The organism is Paraburkholderia sp. BR10954, from assembly GCF_040965775.1.
Taxonomy (GTDB): Bacteria; Pseudomonadota; Gammaproteobacteria; order Burkholderiales; family Burkholderiaceae; genus Paraburkholderia; species Paraburkholderia youngii.
Genome location: NZ_JBFRCK010000029.1, coordinates 87,842 through 104,701 on the forward strand (window position 1 = coordinate 87,842; position 16,860 = coordinate 104,701).

The following is a 16,860-nucleotide window of genomic DNA, read 5'->3' on the forward strand; positions in this document are numbered from 1 at the left end:
TTCGGGGGATTCAAGCAGATGAAATATGTGAAGGCGGTGATTTTCGATTGGGCCGGCACGGTGGTCGACTACGGTTCACGCGCGCCGATGGGCGCCTTCGTCGAGACCTTCGAGCAGTTCGGCGTGCCGATCACGATCGACGAAGCACGCGGCCCGATGGGCATGGCGAAGCGGCCGCATATCGCGGCGCTGATGGCGCTGCCGCGCGTCGCGCAGGCTTGGGCCGAGCGTCACGGCCATACACCGACCGACGCGGATATCGACGCCGTGTACGACGTGTTCGTGCCGAAGAACATCGCGGTCGCGGCGAGGTATAGCGCGGTGATCCCGGGCGTCGCCGAAGTCGCGAGCGCACTGCGTCACGACGCTATCCGCATCGGCACGACCACCGGCTATACCCGCGAGATCATCGACGAAATCGTGCCGGGCGCGGCCGCGCAGGGCTTCTCGCCTGACAGCATCGTGTGCACCGGCGATACGCCGGAAGGACGGCCGTCGCCGTACATGATCTACCGGACGCTGCCGCAGCTCGGCGTATGGCGCGCGAAAGAGGCGATCAAGGTCGACGACACCGAGGTCGGCATCGAAGAGGGCATCAACGGCGGCACATGGGCGGTCGGCGTCGCGGTGAGCGGCAACGCGTTCGGCATGAGCGAGGCCGAGGTGAAGGCGCTGCCGGCCGACGAATTCGCCGCGCGCCGCACCGCCGCGACGGCCAGGTTGAAGGCGGCGGGCGCGCATTACGTAATCGACAGCGTCGCGGATCTAATGCCGGTCGTGTACGACATCGACGCGCGGCTCGCGCGCGGCGAGCGGCCTTGAAGCGTCAGCCCGATAACGTCACTTGAAGAAACCGACCGCGAGATCGATGAACTCGCGCACCTTGCGTGGCACGAACTCGCGGCTCGGGTACACCAGCGACACGGCCACGTCGCCATTGAGCACCGCATAGCCATCGAGCACGCGCACCAGCGTGCCGGCGCGCAGTTCGTCCTCGACCATTTCGAGCGGCAGCAGCGCGATGCCCATCGCGCCGAGCGCGGCCTGCTTCTGCATGATCATGCTGTTGACCGTGAACGAGGCATCGATCGCGATGCTCTCGCCGCTGTCGTCGCCGGCCTCGCTCGCGTGGTCGGCGTCGCCGTCCCCCTTGCGGAAGATCCACATCGGGCCGGTCGTGTCGAACGGCGCGGCGATCAGCCGATGCCTCTCCAGCTCGGCCGGCGTTTGCGGATGACCGGCCTGCGCCAGATACGCGGCCGCGGCCACCGGCACCGCGTGCGAGTTGATCAGACGCCGCACCACCAGCGACTCCGAGCGGATCATATGCTCGGTCACGATGCCGACATCGAAGCCGCCTTCGAGCAGATCGACGCGTTTTTCCGTCAGCGTGACGCGCAGGTTCACCTGCGGAAAGCGCGCCTGATATTCGGCGAACAGCGGCGTCAGCCGAAACAGCGAAAAACTGCCGAGCGCGACGATGCGCAGGTCGCCGGCCACTTCGCGCGACGCCGTGGTCGCGCGCGATTCCACTTCCTCCAGTTCGGCGAGCAACACGCGGCAACCGTCCGCGTATTGCGCCCCGGCCTCGGTCAGCACGACCTTGCGCGTGGTGCGCTGAAACAGCCGAATGCCGAGATGCTGTTCGAGGCTCGACACATGGCGCGTGACGACCGATGTCGACACGTTCAGTTGCGCGGCGGCCTGCGCGAAGCTGCCGACATCGGCGACCTTGACGAAAGCCTGCATGGCCTGAAAAAGATTGATCATCTGAGTGCAAGAAGCGTCTTTGTTGTTGCGCACGGCGGGGCCGCGTTCGCGCCCATGTTCAACTACCGCGCGAGCAGCGCGCCATCGCGCGCGACGACGCGGCCGTGCGCGACCACCAGCTTGCGCACCGGCCGCGCGACGAGCGCATGCGCGAGCGTGTCGGCATCGACCAGCACGAGATCGGCGCGGGCGCCCGGCTGCAAACCGTAAGCTTCGAATCCGCAGGCGCGCGCGGCGACGCCGCTGACGCAATCGAACGCGAGCGCGAGATCGTCGTCGCGGCGCAGGCCGTAGCGCATCGCGATCAGCATCGCCCGTTCCAGCATGTCGGGCGAGCCGTACGGTGTCCACGTGTCGCGAATCCCGTCGTTGCCGCCGAACAGCGTGACGCCGTGCGCGCGGCAAGCCGTGAGCGGCGGCACCGGCACCGACGGCGGCGCGGTGGTCAACAGCGCGACGCGCAGCTCGGCGATACGCGCGAGCAGCGCATCGCGTTCGCGCTCGGGCAGCGCGCCGAGACAGAACGCGTGGCTCACCACTACTTGCCCCTGCATGCCGTGCGCGGCAACGCGATCGAGCAGCAAACCGAGCGTGAACGCGCCGATTTCGCCGGGCTCGTGCAGATGAATGTCGATCGGCTTGCGGTGACGCTCGGCGAGCGCGAACGTCAGATCGAGCGACTTCACCGGATCGCCGTCGATCAGCGCGGGATCGAGCGCGCCGAGCACGTCGGCGCCCGCGGCGAGCGCGCGATCGAGCAGCGCGTCGGTGCCGGGCCGGCCGAGCAGCCCCGACTGCGGAAACGCGACGATCTGCAGGTCGAGCACGTCGCGCAGTGTGTCGCGCGTGGCCAGCACACCGTCGAGATGGCGCAGGCCCGCGTCGGTGTCGATATCGACGTGCGTGCGCACCCGCGTCGTGCCGGCCGCGAGAAACGCGCGCGCGAGCGCGAGTGATTGCGCACCCGCGTCGTGGCCGCTTTCGGCGCGCCAGCGGCGCTCGTTTTCGATGCGGTCGGTCAGCTTCGGCCCGACTTCGTTGCGATACCACCGCAAGCCCCAGTTGGTCTTGTCCAGATGTGTATGCCCTTCGACGAAACCTGGTAGCAGGAGCGCGTCGCCGCCGTCCTCGACTGGCACACCGGGCTCGCGCGGCAGAGCGGCGCCGAGCGCGGCGATCCGGCCATCGACGATCGACACCTCGACGCGCTTGCCGTCGGCGAGACGCACGTTGGTGATCAGCGAGGCGTTCGTCGTGGGGCGTGGAGTGGTCGTGGTCATGAGCGGTCGGCAAGGGGAGTGAACGGGGTGCACGGGGTGCAAGGATACGCGGCCGGTGCGTTGACGTAACCCGCGATGCTACCCCGAGACGATAATAAATCGGTCCCCGTTACGACTGATAAAGCGTGAATTAACCCGGGAATTCGACACGCCGATATCGCGGCGGAGGGCCGCGCCAACCGGCGAAATCCAAGGCCGGACGGCGGTTCGCGGTATACTCCCGCGTAACTTGCCTGATCGCCAGGCATGCCCGATACTCAGCTGTTCCCCCAAATCTCCCCGTACGTCGAGTTTAACGCTACTGCTTATGAGTACAATCCTTGAAAGTCTTCCGATCGGCCAGAAGGTCGGTATCGCGTTTTCCGGCGGCCTCGACACCAGCGCCGCGCTGCACTGGATGCGCAAGAAGGGCGCCGTGCCGTACGCCTACACGGCCAATCTCGGTCAGCCCGACGAAGACGACTATGATTCGATCCCGCGTCGCGCCACGCAATATGGCGCCGAAGGCGCGCGCCTGATCGACTGCCGCGCGCAACTGGTCGCGGAAGGCATCGCAGCGCTGCAGTGCGGCGCGTTCCATATCTCGACGGCGGGCATCACCTACTTCAACACCACGCCGATCGGCCGTGCCGTGACCGGCACGATGCTGGTCGCCGCGATGAAGGAAGACGGCGTCAACATCTGGGGCGACGGCAGCACGTACAAGGGCAACGACATCGAGCGTTTCTACCGCTACGGTCTGCTCGTCAATCCGAACCTGCAGATCTACAAGCCGTGGCTCGACCAGCTGTTCATCGACGAACTCGGCGGCCGCGCTGAAATGTCCGAGTTCATGCGCCAGTCGGGCTTCGACTATAAGATGTCGGCTGAAAAGGCCTATTCGACCGACTCGAACCTGCTCGGCGCGACGCACGAAGCGAAGGATCTCGAAAGCCTCGAGTCCGGCATCAAGATCGTGAATCCGATCATGGGCGTCGCGTTCTGGCGCGACGACGTGCAGATCGCCAAGGAAGAAGTGACGATCCGCTTCGAGGAAGGCCAGCCGGTCGCGCTGAACGGCCGGACGTTCCCGAACGCGGTCGAACTGCTGCTCGAAGCGAACCGTATCGGCGGCCGTCATGGTCTGGGCATGAGCGACCAGATCGAGAACCGCATCATCGAGGCGAAGAGCCGCGGCATCTACGAAGCCCCGGGCCTCGCGCTGCTGAATATCGCTTACGAGCGTCTCGTCACCGGCATCCATAACGAAGACACGATCGAGCAGTTCCGTGAGAACGGCCGCCGTCTCGGCCGTCTGCTGTACCAGGGCCGCTGGTTCGATCCGCAGGCAATCATGCTGCGCGAAACCGCGCAGCGCTGGGTCGCGCGTGCGATCACCGGCGAAGTGACCGTCGAGCTGCGCCGTGGCAACGACTACTCGATACTCAGCACGAAGTCGCCGAACCTCACGTATCAGCCCGAGCGTCTGTCGATGGAGAAGGTCGAATCGACGTTCTCGCCGCGCGACCGCATCGGCCAGCTGACGATGCGCAACCTCGACATCAAGGACACGCGCGACAAGCTGCGCATTTACTCGCAGGTGGGTCTGCTGTCGTCGAACGAGACGTCGGCGCTGCCGCAGGTGAAGGGCGACAAGGAGTAAAGCGGCGCGTCCGATTATCTCAACGTCGCATCGATCGATGGGCCGGCTCGCGAGAGCCGGCCCATTTTCTTTGGGGCCGCCGGATGCGCTCCGGCGCGTGCCCGCGGTCCCACATTCTGTGCTCAAGTTTGGCCTGCCTATGCCGTTGACATAAGCTAAGCCCATTCTGGAACCCTTCCGTGCAACTCGCTCACAGTATCGACCGCCTCGCCAGCCGGATGCCAGTCGACTCGACCGCCGGCGGCGAACCCGAGGTGGAGTCTTCGGTCATCGAGTGGCTGTTGCACGACGATCAGGTGATGCGCGAGTGCTTCACACACGCGGCGGAGATTCTGAAGAGTGTGACCGGCACGGCGATTACCGCGATCGTGCTGCTCGACGAGGAGTATCAGCACTATCGCGCCGAGGTCGGCATGGCGATGCCGCTCGTCACGCGCGCGCGTTCGCTCGCCGACTACGCGGTGCGCGACGCCGATCTGTTCGTGATCGAGGATGCTCACAACGACAGCCGTTTCGGTGAATGCATGCTGGTCAAGCGTCATCCGTTCGTGCGCTTTTACGCGGCGATCGCGCTGCGTGCGCCGAACGGAGAGATCGTCGGCGCGCTATGCGCGATGGACCCGGCACCGGGGCGGCTCGACGCGGGCCAGCGCGGCGTGTTCTACCACCTGCGCGCGATGATCGAAAACGATCTGAAGATGCGCACGGCCACCGCGATCGATCCGCTCACGCAGTTGTACAACCGGCGTTTTCTGCTCGAGACCATCGCGCGACGCTGGAAAGAGGCGCGCGACGGCGACATGATGGGCTCGGTGGTCGTCGACGTCGACTGGTTCAAGCAGTACAACGACACCTACGGCCATCAGGCCGGCGATCATTGTCTGCGGCTGGTCGCCTCGGTGATGCAGGCCGCCGCCGACAGCGAGCACTTCGTGGTCGGGCGCATGGGCGGCGAGGAGTTCGGACTGCTGATGCTCGAAGCACAGAAGTCGAAGCTCGAAGACACGCTCGAAACGCTGCGCCAGGGCGTGGCGGATCTCGCGATCGAACATCGCGCGTCGCCGCTCGGGGTGGTGACGGTCAGCGTAGGCGCGTCGCTTACGCGTATCAGCGACTTGTCGCGGCCCGCGCATCGCGACGGTTTCGCGAGCGCCGACCGGGCGTTGTACCGCTCGAAGCATAACGGGCGAAATCGCGTGACGATGGCGTAGCTCTAGTCTTCGTCATGACGGCGGCTTGGCTTATAGGACCAACGTCCCATTTCCAATCGTTGCCATCGTGGCAATATCGAAGCGCGTAGTGAACGTCGACGCAGTCGCCGGGTGCGGCAGCAGGGCTTTTTACGATGCGCATCATTCAAACGTTGCTGTTCATCGCGGCGTTCTGCTCTGGCATGACCGTCGGCGTTGCGACGTGCGTCGCCGCGCAAACTGCCGCTGCGCAGCCGGCCGCGTCGGCGGCCGCCTCGTCGGCCGTTTCCGTTCCGGCAGCCCCAGGTGCCCCCGCCTCAACTCCCGCCGCGCGCCAAATCGATCTCGGCAATCAACCGTTCAGCGGCGATTTCGACGCCATGCTGGACCGGCGGCTGATCCGTGTACTGGTTCCCTACAGTCGAACGCTCTATGTGAATGAGCAAGGCCACGAGCGAGGGCTGACCGCCGGCCTGATGCGGGACTTCGAGCGTTATCTGAACAGGAAATACCAGGCGACGCTCGGCAAACGTCCGCTCACGCTGGTCATCATTCCGACGACGCGCGACCAGTTGCTCCCGGGGCTGATAGCGGGCCGGGGCGACATCGCCGCGGGCAATTTGACGGTCACGGAGGCCCGCCTGAAGCAGGTCGACTTCGTGTCGCCTCGTGACCGCACAGCAGTACGCGAAGTGGTCGTGACCGGGCCGAAGTCGCCAGCCCTCGCGAAGCTCGACGACCTAAGCGGCAAGACCGTCCATGTGCGACCGAGCAGCAGCTATTACGAGAGCCTGAAAGCGTTGAACGCGCGGTTTGCCAGGGAACGCAAAGCCCCCGTGAAGCTCGTACCGCTGCCCGACGCGCTAGAAGACGAAGACGCGATGGAGATGCTCAATGCCGGGCTGGTCCAGATCCTCGTCGTGGACGACTGGAAGGCAAAGGTATGGGCGCCGATACTGCCGGGAATCGTCGTGCATAACGACATCGCGGTGCGCGACGCAGGCTACATCGGCTGGGCGGTCCGCCTCAAGAGCCCGAAACTACAGGACGCGATCAACGACTTCTACCTGAATTACGTGAAAAAGCAGAGTGTCGCGGAAGTCCGTCTGCAGCAGGAAATGAAGCGCATCAAGCAGATCTCCAACAATACGGAGTCAGCGGAGCTGAAGCGATTCAAACAGACGGTCGGCCTTTTCGAAAAATACGGCGCGCAATACGGCTTCGATCCGCTCCTGCTTGCGGCTCAGGGCTATCAGGAATCGCAGTTGAACCAGAGTGCGCGCAGTCACGTTGGAGCAATCGGCATCATGCAGCTGATGCCAGCCACGGGAAAGGAACTTGCGGTTGGCGACATCAGGGTGGCGGAGTCCAACGTCCATGCGGGAGCGAAATATCTCGACGTGCTGATGGCCCGTTACTTTCCCGATGCTCACTTCTCGGAAAGGGACCGCTCGCTGTTCGCATTCGCGAGCTACAACGCAGGACCCGCAAACATCGCCAGGATGCGCAAGGAGGCGCAGGCGCGCGGTCTCGATCCGAACAAGTGGTTCAACAATGTCGAAATCGTAGTCGCCGAGAAAATCGGCATCGAACCCACTACGTACGTGCGGAATGTCTTCAAATATTATGTTGCTTACCGGCTCGTCCGGGAGGCCGAGGCGGCACGGGCTCGCGCTATCGGGCAGATGCGCAAGCAGGGCGGAACGTAAGGGAAGTGCTCGTCTGAAAGCGCTGTCACCGCAGCGACGTGCCGCAGCCAGGCTGCGGCGTGATCATCGTGGCACGCGCCCGAATCAGGCCATCAGGCATTTACGTGGAGTCTGAAGATGTCGACCATTGAAGATCGCTTGCATGCGCTTGGCTACGTCCTACCGGAGCCATTGCAGCTTCCTGCGGGGCTGGCGCTTCCGTTTCCATGGGTGCGGGTAGTCGGCAGCAGGGCTTGCATCTCGGGCCATGGACCGACCAACGCGGACGGCTCGCTCGCCCAGCCACTCGGCAAGGTGGGGAGTCAGGTCTCGCCGGAGCAAGCGTTCGTGGCGGCTCGCCTCACCGCGCTCGCTATTCTCGGCAGCCTGAAGCGCGAGTTCGGAAGTCTGGAGCGCATCGCGTGTTGGACGAGAGTGTTCGGCATGGTCAATTCGGCACCCGCATTCAACCGGCAGCCCGCCGTAATCAACGGCTTCTCGGAACTGATACTGGCTGTCTTCGGCGAGGAGCGCGGCGCTCACGCTCGCAGCGCGGTGGGAATGGCCGAGCTGCCCTTCAACATTCCCGTGGAGATCGAGGGTGAAGTCGAACTGCTTCCACGAGACGCCTAAGCGCTTGCATCGAGCGAAGCGGTGAAGGAGCGCCACAGTGAAGCGCCGTGATCTGATCAGGGGGCTTGCGGCTGTCCCGCTGTTTCCCTCTGTCTGGCCGTTGCTTCGGCTCGATGCCGCTCACGCTGCACAGACCCCGCGACGCGTACGTCCTGGCGAACCGGGATGGCCCACGCCTTCGGACTGGGCGCGACTGAAACAGCAGGTGGATGGCCACCTGATCCGACCGGAGTCACCACTCGAGCTCTGTCGCGAATCTCCCGGCAACGCCGAGTGCCTTGCGCTCTTCCGCGAACTCAAGAATCCGTACTTCATCGGCGATAGTCCCGTCTTGACACAAACCTGCGAGTGGGTTGGCGCGTGGAAAGCCGAACCGAGTGCGTACGTCGTCGCGGCGACAAAAGTCGAACATGTGGCGGCGGCCGTCAATTTCGCGCGTGAACGCAATCTTCGCGTCGTTGTACGCGGCGGGGGGCATTCCTATCTTGGCACTTCGAACGCACCGGATTCCTTGATGATATGGACGCGCGCGATGAACGACATCGGGAATCACGATGCTTTCGTTCCGAGCGGTTGTGACGGGATCATTCCACCCGGACCCGCGGTAAGCGTCGGGGCAGGCGCGATCTGGATGCATACCTATGAAGCCGTTACCGGCGGCGTGGGTCGATATGTACAGGGCGGCGGTTGTGGAACAGTGGGAGTCGCTGGACTGATTCAAGGGGGAGGTTTTGGAACGCACTCCAAACAATTCGGCATTGCGTCGGCTTCACTGCTCGAAGCGGAGGTCGTCACCGCGGACGGTGTGGTCAGGGTCGTCAACGCGCGAAGAGAACCGGATCTTTTCTGGGCCCTGAAAGGCGGGGGCGGCGGCACCTTCGGCGTGGTCAGCCGTTTGACCTTGCGCACGCACGAACTGCCGGACGTGTTCGGTCTCGTATCCTGCGCAGTCGTGGCACGCTCGGATGTCGCGTACCAACGCTTGCTGGGCCGCTTCGTCGCGCTTTACGCCGATAGCCTATGCAATCGCCACTGGGGTGAACTCGTCACGCTGCTGCCGGGCAAGCGCTTGCGCATCGCCATGAGTTTTCAGGGACTCGGCAAAGAAGAGGTCGCCACGCTGTGGCAGCCGTTGTGGGACTGGATTGGCTTGCAGGACGACCTGACCATGACGGCCGCGCCATCGATCGTCGCCGGTCCGGGGAGGATACGTTGGGACGGCAAGGCGCTCGCGCGGTACGTGCCCGGCCTGGTCCGTTTCGATGACCGGCCCGGCGCGCCAGATGCCAATTTCTTCTGGACACAGAATCTCGCCGAGGCCGGTCATGTGATCCACCGCTTCGACTCGCTGTGGTTGCCTGCGGCAATGCTGACGCGCGAGCGCCAACCCGAACTCGTCGATGCGCTGATGGGCGCTACGCGCTATTGGCCTGTCGAGCTTCATTTTCAGAAAGGGCTGGCCGGCGCCCCTGCCGATGTGATTGCCGCCGGCCTGCAAACGCCCGTCAATCCAGTCGTGGCGGAGTCGTTCGCATTGGCGATTATCGCGAGCGAGGGGCCGCCGGCATTCGACGGTCTGACCGATCACGAGCCCGACGTTGCGAAGGCACAGCGAGATGCGAAGCTGATCGGTCTGGCCATCGACGAACTCAGGAAGATTGCACCTGCAGACGGCGCCTACGTCGCTGAGAGCAGCTATTTTCAGCAAAACTGGCAAGTCGCGTACTGGGGGGCCAACTATGCGCGTCTTCTGTCGATCAAGAAACGTTACGACCCGCACGGAGTTTTCTTCGTTCGTCACGGTGTCGGCTCCGAAGCCTGGAGCGACGACGGGTTCACCCGCATGGCCGATTCCGACTAGCCGGCCGGCTGTTTCAAGCGAATCCTGATGCTCGTTGTGTGTCGGTATGAGCGTGTATTGACTCCGGCGAGAGCTCAATGCACGCTAGCGATGCATCGGCATCCGAAGCATCTCTTTCTAGCGAACTGATGAAGCGGAGTCGGTAATAAGTTCGGTGCCGTTGCCAATACAACGTCGTATAAATGACGGAGACAGAAAAGATGACAACACCGAAGAAGATCCCGGCGGCCATGCACAACCCTTGGTGGCTCACTACCGCGGCGAGCCTGATGGCGTCCGCGATCGTGCTGGCCGGCTGCGGCGGCGGCAACGACGACGGACTGCATCCACCGCCGCCGAACAACGTGCTGCCAGGCTTCATCAAAAGCGCGGTGACGACGAAATCTTATGACGGCAACAGCGACGATCTGCTGACCGCGGGCCTCGGCAAGACCGGCCTCGCCTCGGCGACCGCGCCGGCCATCGCGAATACCGCGCAACCTACGGCCGCCGAACTGCGGCGTCTCGCAATCTGGTCGAACTACCGGGCGCTCGTCGACATGACGGCGAACGGCGGCTATGGACGCTTCTGGGGCCCCAACGTCGACCTGAACGGCAACGACACGCTGGGCGAAGGCAAGATCGCGGGCAAGGAATACCTCGCCTATGCCGATGACGGCAGCGGCGCGCAGAACGTGAGCCTGCTCGTGCAGATTCCCACGAGCTTCAATCCGGACCAGCCTTGCATCGTCACCGCGACGTCGTCCGGTTCGCGCGGCGTGTACGGCGCGATTTCGGCGGCCGGCGAGTGGGGCTTGAAGCGCGGCTGCGCCGTGGCCTACACCGACAAGGGCAGCGGCAACGGCGCGCATGAGCTGTCGACGAATCGCGTGACGCTGATCGACGGCACGTTGCAGGATGCGAGCACAGCGGGCAAGGCGAGCCTCTTCACCGCGAAGCTCGGCAGCAGCACGCTGGCAACGTTCAACGCGCAGTTCCCGAACCGCTATGCGTTCAAGCACGCGCACTCGCAACAGAACCCCGAGCAGGACTGGGGCAAGAACACATTGCAGGCGATCCAGTTCGCATATTGGGCGCTCAACGATTCGTTCGGCGCATTGAATGGCACGACGCGCACGGTGCGCTATGCGAGCGGCAGCATCACGACGATCGCCGCGTCGGTCAGCAACGGCGGCGGCGCTTCGCTCGCGGCGGCCGAGCAGGACACGTCGGGCCTCATCACGGCAGTGGTGGTCGGCGAACCGCAGATCAACATGCGGCTCACGCCACAGGTGTCGGTCGCGCAGGGCGGCGTGCCGGTCGGCGCGTTCGGCAAACCGCTCGCCGATTACATGACGCTCGCGAACCTGCTGCAGCCGTGCGCCGCGCTCGCTCCGGCCGCGGCCGGAGCGCCGTATCTGACCGCGCTGCCGACCGCGACCACCACCGCGCTGCGCACCGCGCGTTGCGCGTCGCTCGCGGCAGCCGGTGTGATCGCGGGAGCGGATACGGTGACGCAGGCCACCAGTGCGCTCGCGCTGCTGCATCAGAACGGCTATCAGACGGACTCGGACCTGCTGCAAGCGCCGATGTGGGACTCGCAGGCAGTGCCGGCCGTCGCCGTGACCTATGCGAATGCATATGCGCGTGCAAGCGTCGCCGACAATCTGTGCGACTTCAGCTTCGGCACCACCAGCGCAACGGGCGCAGCCGGCGTGACGCCGGCGGTCTCGCCGATGCTGACGGTGTTCGGCAACGGCAACGGCGTGCCGCCGACCAATGGCATCAACCTCGTCTACAACGCGGGCACCTCGGGCGCGGTCGATCATCGGCTCGCGACCGCCGATGCGAGCTACGCGGGCGCCGCATGCCTGCGCGCGCGGTGGACGAGCGGTGCGTTGAGTGCCAGCGTCGATGCAATCCGCGTGAATGCGAACCTGCATGGCAAGCCGACCATCATCGTGCAAGGACGCGCGGATGCGCTGGTGCCGATCAACCACGCGTCGCGGCCGTATCTCGGCTTGAACCAGGTGGCCGAGGGCGGCGCGAGCAAGCTGGCGCTTTACGAAGTCACGAACGGTCAGCACTTTGACGCGTTCCTCGGCGTCGCCGGTTTCGACATGCGTTTCGTGCCGTTGCACTACTACAATCTTCAGGCGCTCAACCTGATGTGGGCTCATCTGAAGAACGGCACGGCGCTGCCGCCGTCGCAGGTGATCCACACGATACCGCGCGGCGGTACGCCTGGAGCCGCACCGGCGCTGACCACGGCCAACCTGCCGGCGATCGCGGCGAGCCCGGGTGCCAATGCGATTTCCGCAACGAACGGCGCCGTGAACGTGCCGAATTGAGCGGCGCGAGCTGAAGCAATGCGCGCACACAGGCGCCCGCCTGTGTGCGCGTTGCTGTGAGATGACCTACTTCTGCGCTCAAGAACACATCCCCTCGCGCTCGAGCCACGAACGGAACTGCACGACCAGTTCATCGCCAGACTTCTCATCCGCAATGTAAGTGCAGTAGCTGCGAGACCGCAGACGCGGACCGTCGAATGGCGCGACGAGCCGGCCAGCGGCGAGATCGTCGGAGACCAGCGCGGTCGGTCCCATCGCGATGCCGATTCCGTCGATGGCGGCCTGCAAGGTCAGATAGAAGTGATCGAAGGTCAACGTGGCGGCCGGCCTCAGCGCGGCAAGCTGCGTGCTCGCCAGCCAGTCGGGCCAAAGCCGCGGAAGACTCGAAGTGTGCAGCAACGTGTGCTGCCGCAAGTCGTCCGGCGATCGAAGCGGCACCCGCTGCAAGAGCGCCGGACTGCAGACTGGAAGCCTCTCCTCGGACAGGAATGGCCGCATCGAATAGCCATAGAACGTATCCGGGCCGCCCCGGATGACGATGTCGTAACTCTCTTTCAAACTCTCCAGCGGTCCGTTCGACGTCTCCACCTTGACCTCCACGTCGGGATGCTCGGCGCGGAATGTCGCCAGTCTCGGCACCAGCCAGCGCAACGTGAATGTCGCGGGCGCGTTGACGGATAGCGTCCGCGACAGCGTTTCGGGCACACCGTATTGCGCGGTTGCCTGCGACAGCTGTTCGAACAGTGGGCCGATTTCCTCCAGATAGGCCTTCGCCGCCGCCGTCAGTGTCACGCGCCGGTGGTGCCGTTCGAACAACGAGGCGCCGAGCCATTCCTCGAGCAGACGCACCTGCTGGCTCACCGCGCCGTGAGTCACGTGCAGCTCCGCGGCGGCTTCCTTGAAGCTGCCGAGCCGGCCGGCGGTCTCGAAGGCCCGCAACGCATTGAGCGGAGGCAATACTCGTTTCATTTGCAAGAGTTTTTCTAACGCAAGCGGCCAATTTATCTGGTTTGAGGGGCCACGACAAGATAGATATCCTTCCTGTTGTACCGCTAATGCCATTCCCGCTCACTCTCGGCCCCAAAACCCCATGCTTAGTTATACCGGTGGCATCGTGCTTTTTGCCGCGATGCTTCACGCGAGCTGGAACGCGATGCTGCACGGCAACCGCGACCGGTTCCTGTCGATGACCTGGATGAGCATCGCCATCGCGGCTGTCGCCACGCTCGTCGTGCTGGTCAATCCGTTGCCAGCCAGCGCCTGTTGGCCCTACCTCGTTGCATCGGGGCTCGTGCATATCTTCTACAACGTGAGCCTCGTGCGGTCGTATCGACGCAGCGACCTGGCGCTCGCGTATCCGATCGCGCGTGGCTCGTCGCCGCTGCTCGTCACGCTCGGCGCGGCGCTGTTCGCGCGTGAAGCGATCGGCCCGTTGCACGCGCTCGGGATCGCGATGATCTCGGGCGGCATCATCGCGATCGCGTTGCAGGGGCGGCACGTGTCGCGCGCGGGTGTGCTGAGCGCGCTGACGACTGGTGCGACGATTGCGCTCTATACCGTGATCGACGGCATCGGCGTGAGACTGTCCGACGGTCAGCCGCTGACCTACACCGCGTGGATGTTCCTGTTCTATTGGCTGATGCCGCTGCTGTTCGTCGCAACGCGCGGCCTCGCGCCGCTATGGACACCGGTACGTGCCGAGCCGCTGTCAGTGGGCTCGTCGCTCATCGGCGGTTTGGTGTCGATCGCGGCGTATGGCATCGTGATCTGGGCGCTGCAGTCGGGCGCGATGGGTGCGGTGTCGGCGTTGCGAGAAACCAGCGTGGTGTTCGCGGTGCTGATCGGGCGGGTGTTTCTTGGGGAAGCGGTCAATGGCGGGCGCTGGCTCGCCTGCCTGGTCGTTGCGGCTGGAGCGGCATGTCTGGGGCTTTGACGAGGATGCGGGTCGTTCATCGCCGGCTTGCCTTGATGTGACGGGTGGCAAGCAAGCCATGCGCGATTCGTCCTAAGGTTTCCTTCAGCTTTGACTGATAGATAGCGGGTTCGACAATGGCAGAGAAAAACAACGATGCCCCGTGGACCCAGGTCCGGCCGACAGGCCGAAAAGAACCGTTACCGCTCGACCTATCTGCTCGAATTGGCGCGCGGCAGCTCGCACATTTCGAGCACGCTGGGCGCCGACAGCCGGCAAGCGGCGATCGCCGAAGTGCTGTGCGAATTTGGGCTCCAATACGGCAAGGACAAGTTGCCGGTCTTTCGCGCTCTGCTCGCGGAAAGCCTCGAGGACCGTGACAATCCGGACGCGGCGCGAGCGGTGCTGAGCTTCGCGCCGCGCCGAACGCTCTAGCCGCCGATCAGCTTCAACCCCACCGGCAGCGATTCGCCGAACACGCGGCCTTCGTCGGCGTTATCGAGCGCGACGACTTCGCTGACCATCGTGATCCAGGCGCGCGGCGCGCTCGCCGCTTCGAGGCGTCGCACGACACTCGTGCGCAGTTCGTCGGGCAGATCGCGCGAGCGATCGCCGGTCATGCGGGCGATCTGCACCGCGGCGAACGCGGCCGGGTCGACCTTCTTCCAGTCGAGCGCAAGGATCGCGTCGAGCCATTGCGCGGCGACCTCGGGTGGCACGACGCTGTGCGCGCTGCCGTAGAACGGCTGGCGCGCGCCGATCCGTCCGACTGCCCACCAGCTTTGATGGTTTTCCGCGGGCTTTTTCAAGCGCGTGAGCACCGCCTCGCCGAGTTCGATCTTGCGTTCCGCCGGAATCCGTTCGAGCGATGCGGACAGGCGCACCATATCGGCGAAGCCGGTCTTCGCGACATCGAACGGCAGCTTGTGACGCGATTGCGCGGCCTTCTGCAGATAGTCCATCGCGTCGAGCACGCGCAACTGTGCGTCCTCGCCGAGACCGCCGGCCGCGCGGCGCCACAGCGTCCACCATTCGGACCACACCTGGCTGTCGGTCACGTATTGAATGCCGTCGTCGAACAGCGTCCAAAGTTGCTCGACGCGCCATTCGTCGAGCGGATAGCCGAAGCCGGGCCGCACGCAATAGCCGGCCAGATTCAGCCACAACCGTTCGTGATCGGCGGAGCGGCGCCGGCGCCGCGCGCGTTCCCACAGCGCGCCGAACAGCTCGCGCAGCAATGCGCTACCCCAGCCATCGCGTGGGCCGAGCAGATGTTCCAGCTGCGAGCGCAGGCGTTTGATTTCCTTCGGGTCGACGTTATGCGCGCGGGCGCCGAAGCAACGGTTGATCAGTTCGATCGCGCGATCGAGCGCCGGGTGGCGTTGCGGCGCGCCATCGGCGGATAGGTCTACTTGCGCGTCGCCGTGGCGCAGCTGGAATTCGAGCAGCCAGCGTTGCGATGGATCGTCGAGCTCGATGCAATGGACGTCGAGCGTGCCGACCTCGGTCAGCGACGTGGCGATGCGCACCGCGGTTTCGCGGGCGCGCTGGCCGTCGCGTGGCTGGACGATCGTCGCGATCGGCGGCAGGCGCACGAAGTCGCCGACCGCGAGATCGACCAGCTCGCCAGGCTGATATGCGGTGTCCGCACTAGACGACACCAGGTGAAAGCGCACCGGATGTCCGAGCCGCAGTGCGAACGTGCGATCCTCGATCAGAATCTCGTGACCTTCCTCGGTGCCGCGCGGCAGCAGGCAGATGCCGCGTTGCGCGGGCGCTGCGTCCGGCTCGGCAACGTCTTTGCCTGCAGGCGTTTCGTCGAGCAACAGAAAATAGCTGCGCGGCGAACCGCCGCCGATTTTCGGCGCGAAGCCGGCGCGCGCGAGCGTATAAGCGACCGCGCCGCGCGCGACCGCGACGTCGGGGTTGTCGTTGTGCAGCACATGGAGCGGCGCGCCGCGCCAGCCGCCGAGCGTGTCGGCGAGACGCCGCGATAGCGCGTCGGCGCGGAACACGCCGCCGTTGAGCAGCAGCGTGTCGGGAACGGGCAGGGCGGCCGTGCCGGATGGGTCCGGCGTGCTGGAGTGCGCGCCGAGGGCCTTGCGCGACTGCGCGGCGAATCGTTCGAGAAAGGCCGCGATATGCCGCGTGACCGCCGCATCGGTCGCGTAAGGCAGGCCGAATTCGACGATCGCGCCGCGCGGGCGGCCCGGTCGTTGATCTGCGGCGACGCGCGGAAAGAATCCATCGACGATGATCTTCTCGACCTCGTCGCGCGTGACCTGGGTGGTGCGCGCACCGCCGATCAGCTTCGAGCCGGCGCCGAGCAGCGTGACCGGCGCCGCCTCGGGCGCCTGCGCGCCGAGCAACTGCTCCTTCGCGACGCGGCATCGCTCGACCAGCTGCGACAGGCTCGCCGCCGACAGCCGCTGCGGCGCCTGCCCAGCGCCACCGGCACCACCCAACAGGCGCGCCTCGACCAGATGCGCGAGCGCGAGGTCCATGTTGTCGCCGCCGAGCATCAGGTGATTGCCCACACCGACCCGCGTCAGGC

13 protein-coding genes are annotated in these 16,860 nt (G+C 65.0%); 9 read left to right on the forward strand and 4 right to left on the reverse strand.

The window, feature by feature from the left end; translation table 11 throughout:
* Window positions 1-18 precede the first annotated feature (18 nt).
* On the forward strand, window positions 19-822 hold the full coding sequence (gene phnX / locus AB4Y34_RS31010) for a phosphonoacetaldehyde hydrolase (protein WP_368718160.1): 804 nt from the start codon (window positions 19-21) through the stop codon (window positions 820-822).
* A gap of 18 nt (window positions 823-840) precedes the next feature.
* Here the strand turns inward: phnX and AB4Y34_RS31015 are convergent, their stop codons facing one another.
* Both AB4Y34_RS31015 and AB4Y34_RS31020 read right to left on the reverse strand, forming a co-directional pair.
* Window positions 841-1,770 (reverse strand): LysR family transcriptional regulator, encoded by a 930-nt coding sequence (locus AB4Y34_RS31015; RefSeq protein ID WP_176384800.1) that lies wholly within the window; start codon window positions 1,768-1,770, stop codon window positions 841-843.
* Window positions 1,771-1,832: 62 nt separating this feature from the next.
* Window positions 1,833-3,050 carry an amidohydrolase family protein gene (locus tag AB4Y34_RS31020; protein WP_176384799.1) on the reverse strand — a complete coding sequence of 406 codons (1,218 nt, stop codon included), beginning with the start codon at window positions 3,048-3,050 and terminating at the stop codon, window positions 1,833-1,835.
* 307 nt (window positions 3,051-3,357) lie between these two features.
* On the opposite strand from AB4Y34_RS31020, the gene argG reads away from it, so the two are divergent.
* The 6 genes from argG to AB4Y34_RS31050 all read left to right on the forward strand — a co-directional run bounded on the left by argG (window position 3,358) and on the right by AB4Y34_RS31050 (window position 12,394).
* Entirely contained in the window at window positions 3,358-4,692 is a 1,335-nt protein-coding gene (argG, locus tag AB4Y34_RS31025; protein ID WP_176384798.1) for an argininosuccinate synthase, read from the forward strand.
* 179 nt (window positions 4,693-4,871) lie between these two features.
* A complete protein-coding gene (locus AB4Y34_RS31030) occupies window positions 4,872-5,903 on the forward strand; it encodes a sensor domain-containing diguanylate cyclase (RefSeq protein ID WP_368718161.1) in 1,032 nt (343 codons plus the stop codon).
* A 134-nt stretch (window positions 5,904-6,037) separates the two neighbouring features.
* Window positions 6,038-7,591, forward strand: coding sequence for a transporter substrate-binding domain-containing protein (locus AB4Y34_RS31035; protein WP_368718162.1), 1,554 nt, complete (start codon window positions 6,038-6,040; stop codon window positions 7,589-7,591).
* A gap of 117 nt (window positions 7,592-7,708) precedes the next feature.
* Window positions 7,709-8,203, forward strand: a complete 495-nt coding sequence (locus AB4Y34_RS31040) for a RidA family protein (RefSeq protein ID WP_368718163.1) — start codon at window positions 7,709-7,711, stop codon at window positions 8,201-8,203.
* Window positions 8,204-8,240: 37 nt separating this feature from the next.
* Window positions 8,241-10,064, forward strand: coding sequence for an FAD-binding protein (locus tag AB4Y34_RS31045; RefSeq protein WP_368718164.1), 1,824 nt, complete (start codon window positions 8,241-8,243; stop codon window positions 10,062-10,064).
* A 200-nt stretch (window positions 10,065-10,264) separates the two neighbouring features.
* The gene (locus AB4Y34_RS31050) at window positions 10,265-12,394 is read left to right on the forward strand and encodes a D-(-)-3-hydroxybutyrate oligomer hydrolase (RefSeq protein WP_368718165.1); all 2,130 of its coding nucleotides are present in this window, start codon (window positions 10,265-10,267) and stop codon (window positions 12,392-12,394) included.
* A 78-nt stretch (window positions 12,395-12,472) separates the two neighbouring features.
* Here AB4Y34_RS31050 and gcvA read toward each other — a convergent pair whose 3' ends face one another.
* The gene (gene gcvA, locus AB4Y34_RS31055) at window positions 12,473-13,363 is read right to left on the reverse strand and encodes a transcriptional regulator GcvA (protein ID WP_368718166.1); all 891 of its coding nucleotides are present in this window, start codon (window positions 13,361-13,363) and stop codon (window positions 12,473-12,475) included.
* A 121-nt stretch (window positions 13,364-13,484) separates the two neighbouring features.
* On the opposite strand from gcvA, the gene AB4Y34_RS31060 reads away from it, so the two are divergent.
* Both AB4Y34_RS31060 and AB4Y34_RS31065 read left to right on the forward strand, forming a co-directional pair.
* Window positions 13,485-14,327, forward strand: coding sequence for an EamA family transporter (locus tag AB4Y34_RS31060; protein WP_368718167.1), 843 nt, complete (start codon window positions 13,485-13,487; stop codon window positions 14,325-14,327).
* A 135-nt stretch (window positions 14,328-14,462) separates the two neighbouring features.
* Window positions 14,463-14,741, forward strand: a complete 279-nt coding sequence (locus tag AB4Y34_RS31065) for a hypothetical protein (RefSeq protein WP_368718168.1) — start codon at window positions 14,463-14,465, stop codon at window positions 14,739-14,741.
* Here AB4Y34_RS31065 and AB4Y34_RS31070 read toward each other — a convergent pair.
* A partial coding sequence (locus AB4Y34_RS31070; protein ID WP_368718169.1) for a molecular chaperone DnaK occupies window positions 14,738-16,860 on the reverse strand: 2,123 nt, incomplete at its 5' end. The genes AB4Y34_RS31065 and AB4Y34_RS31070 overlap by 4 nt on opposite strands.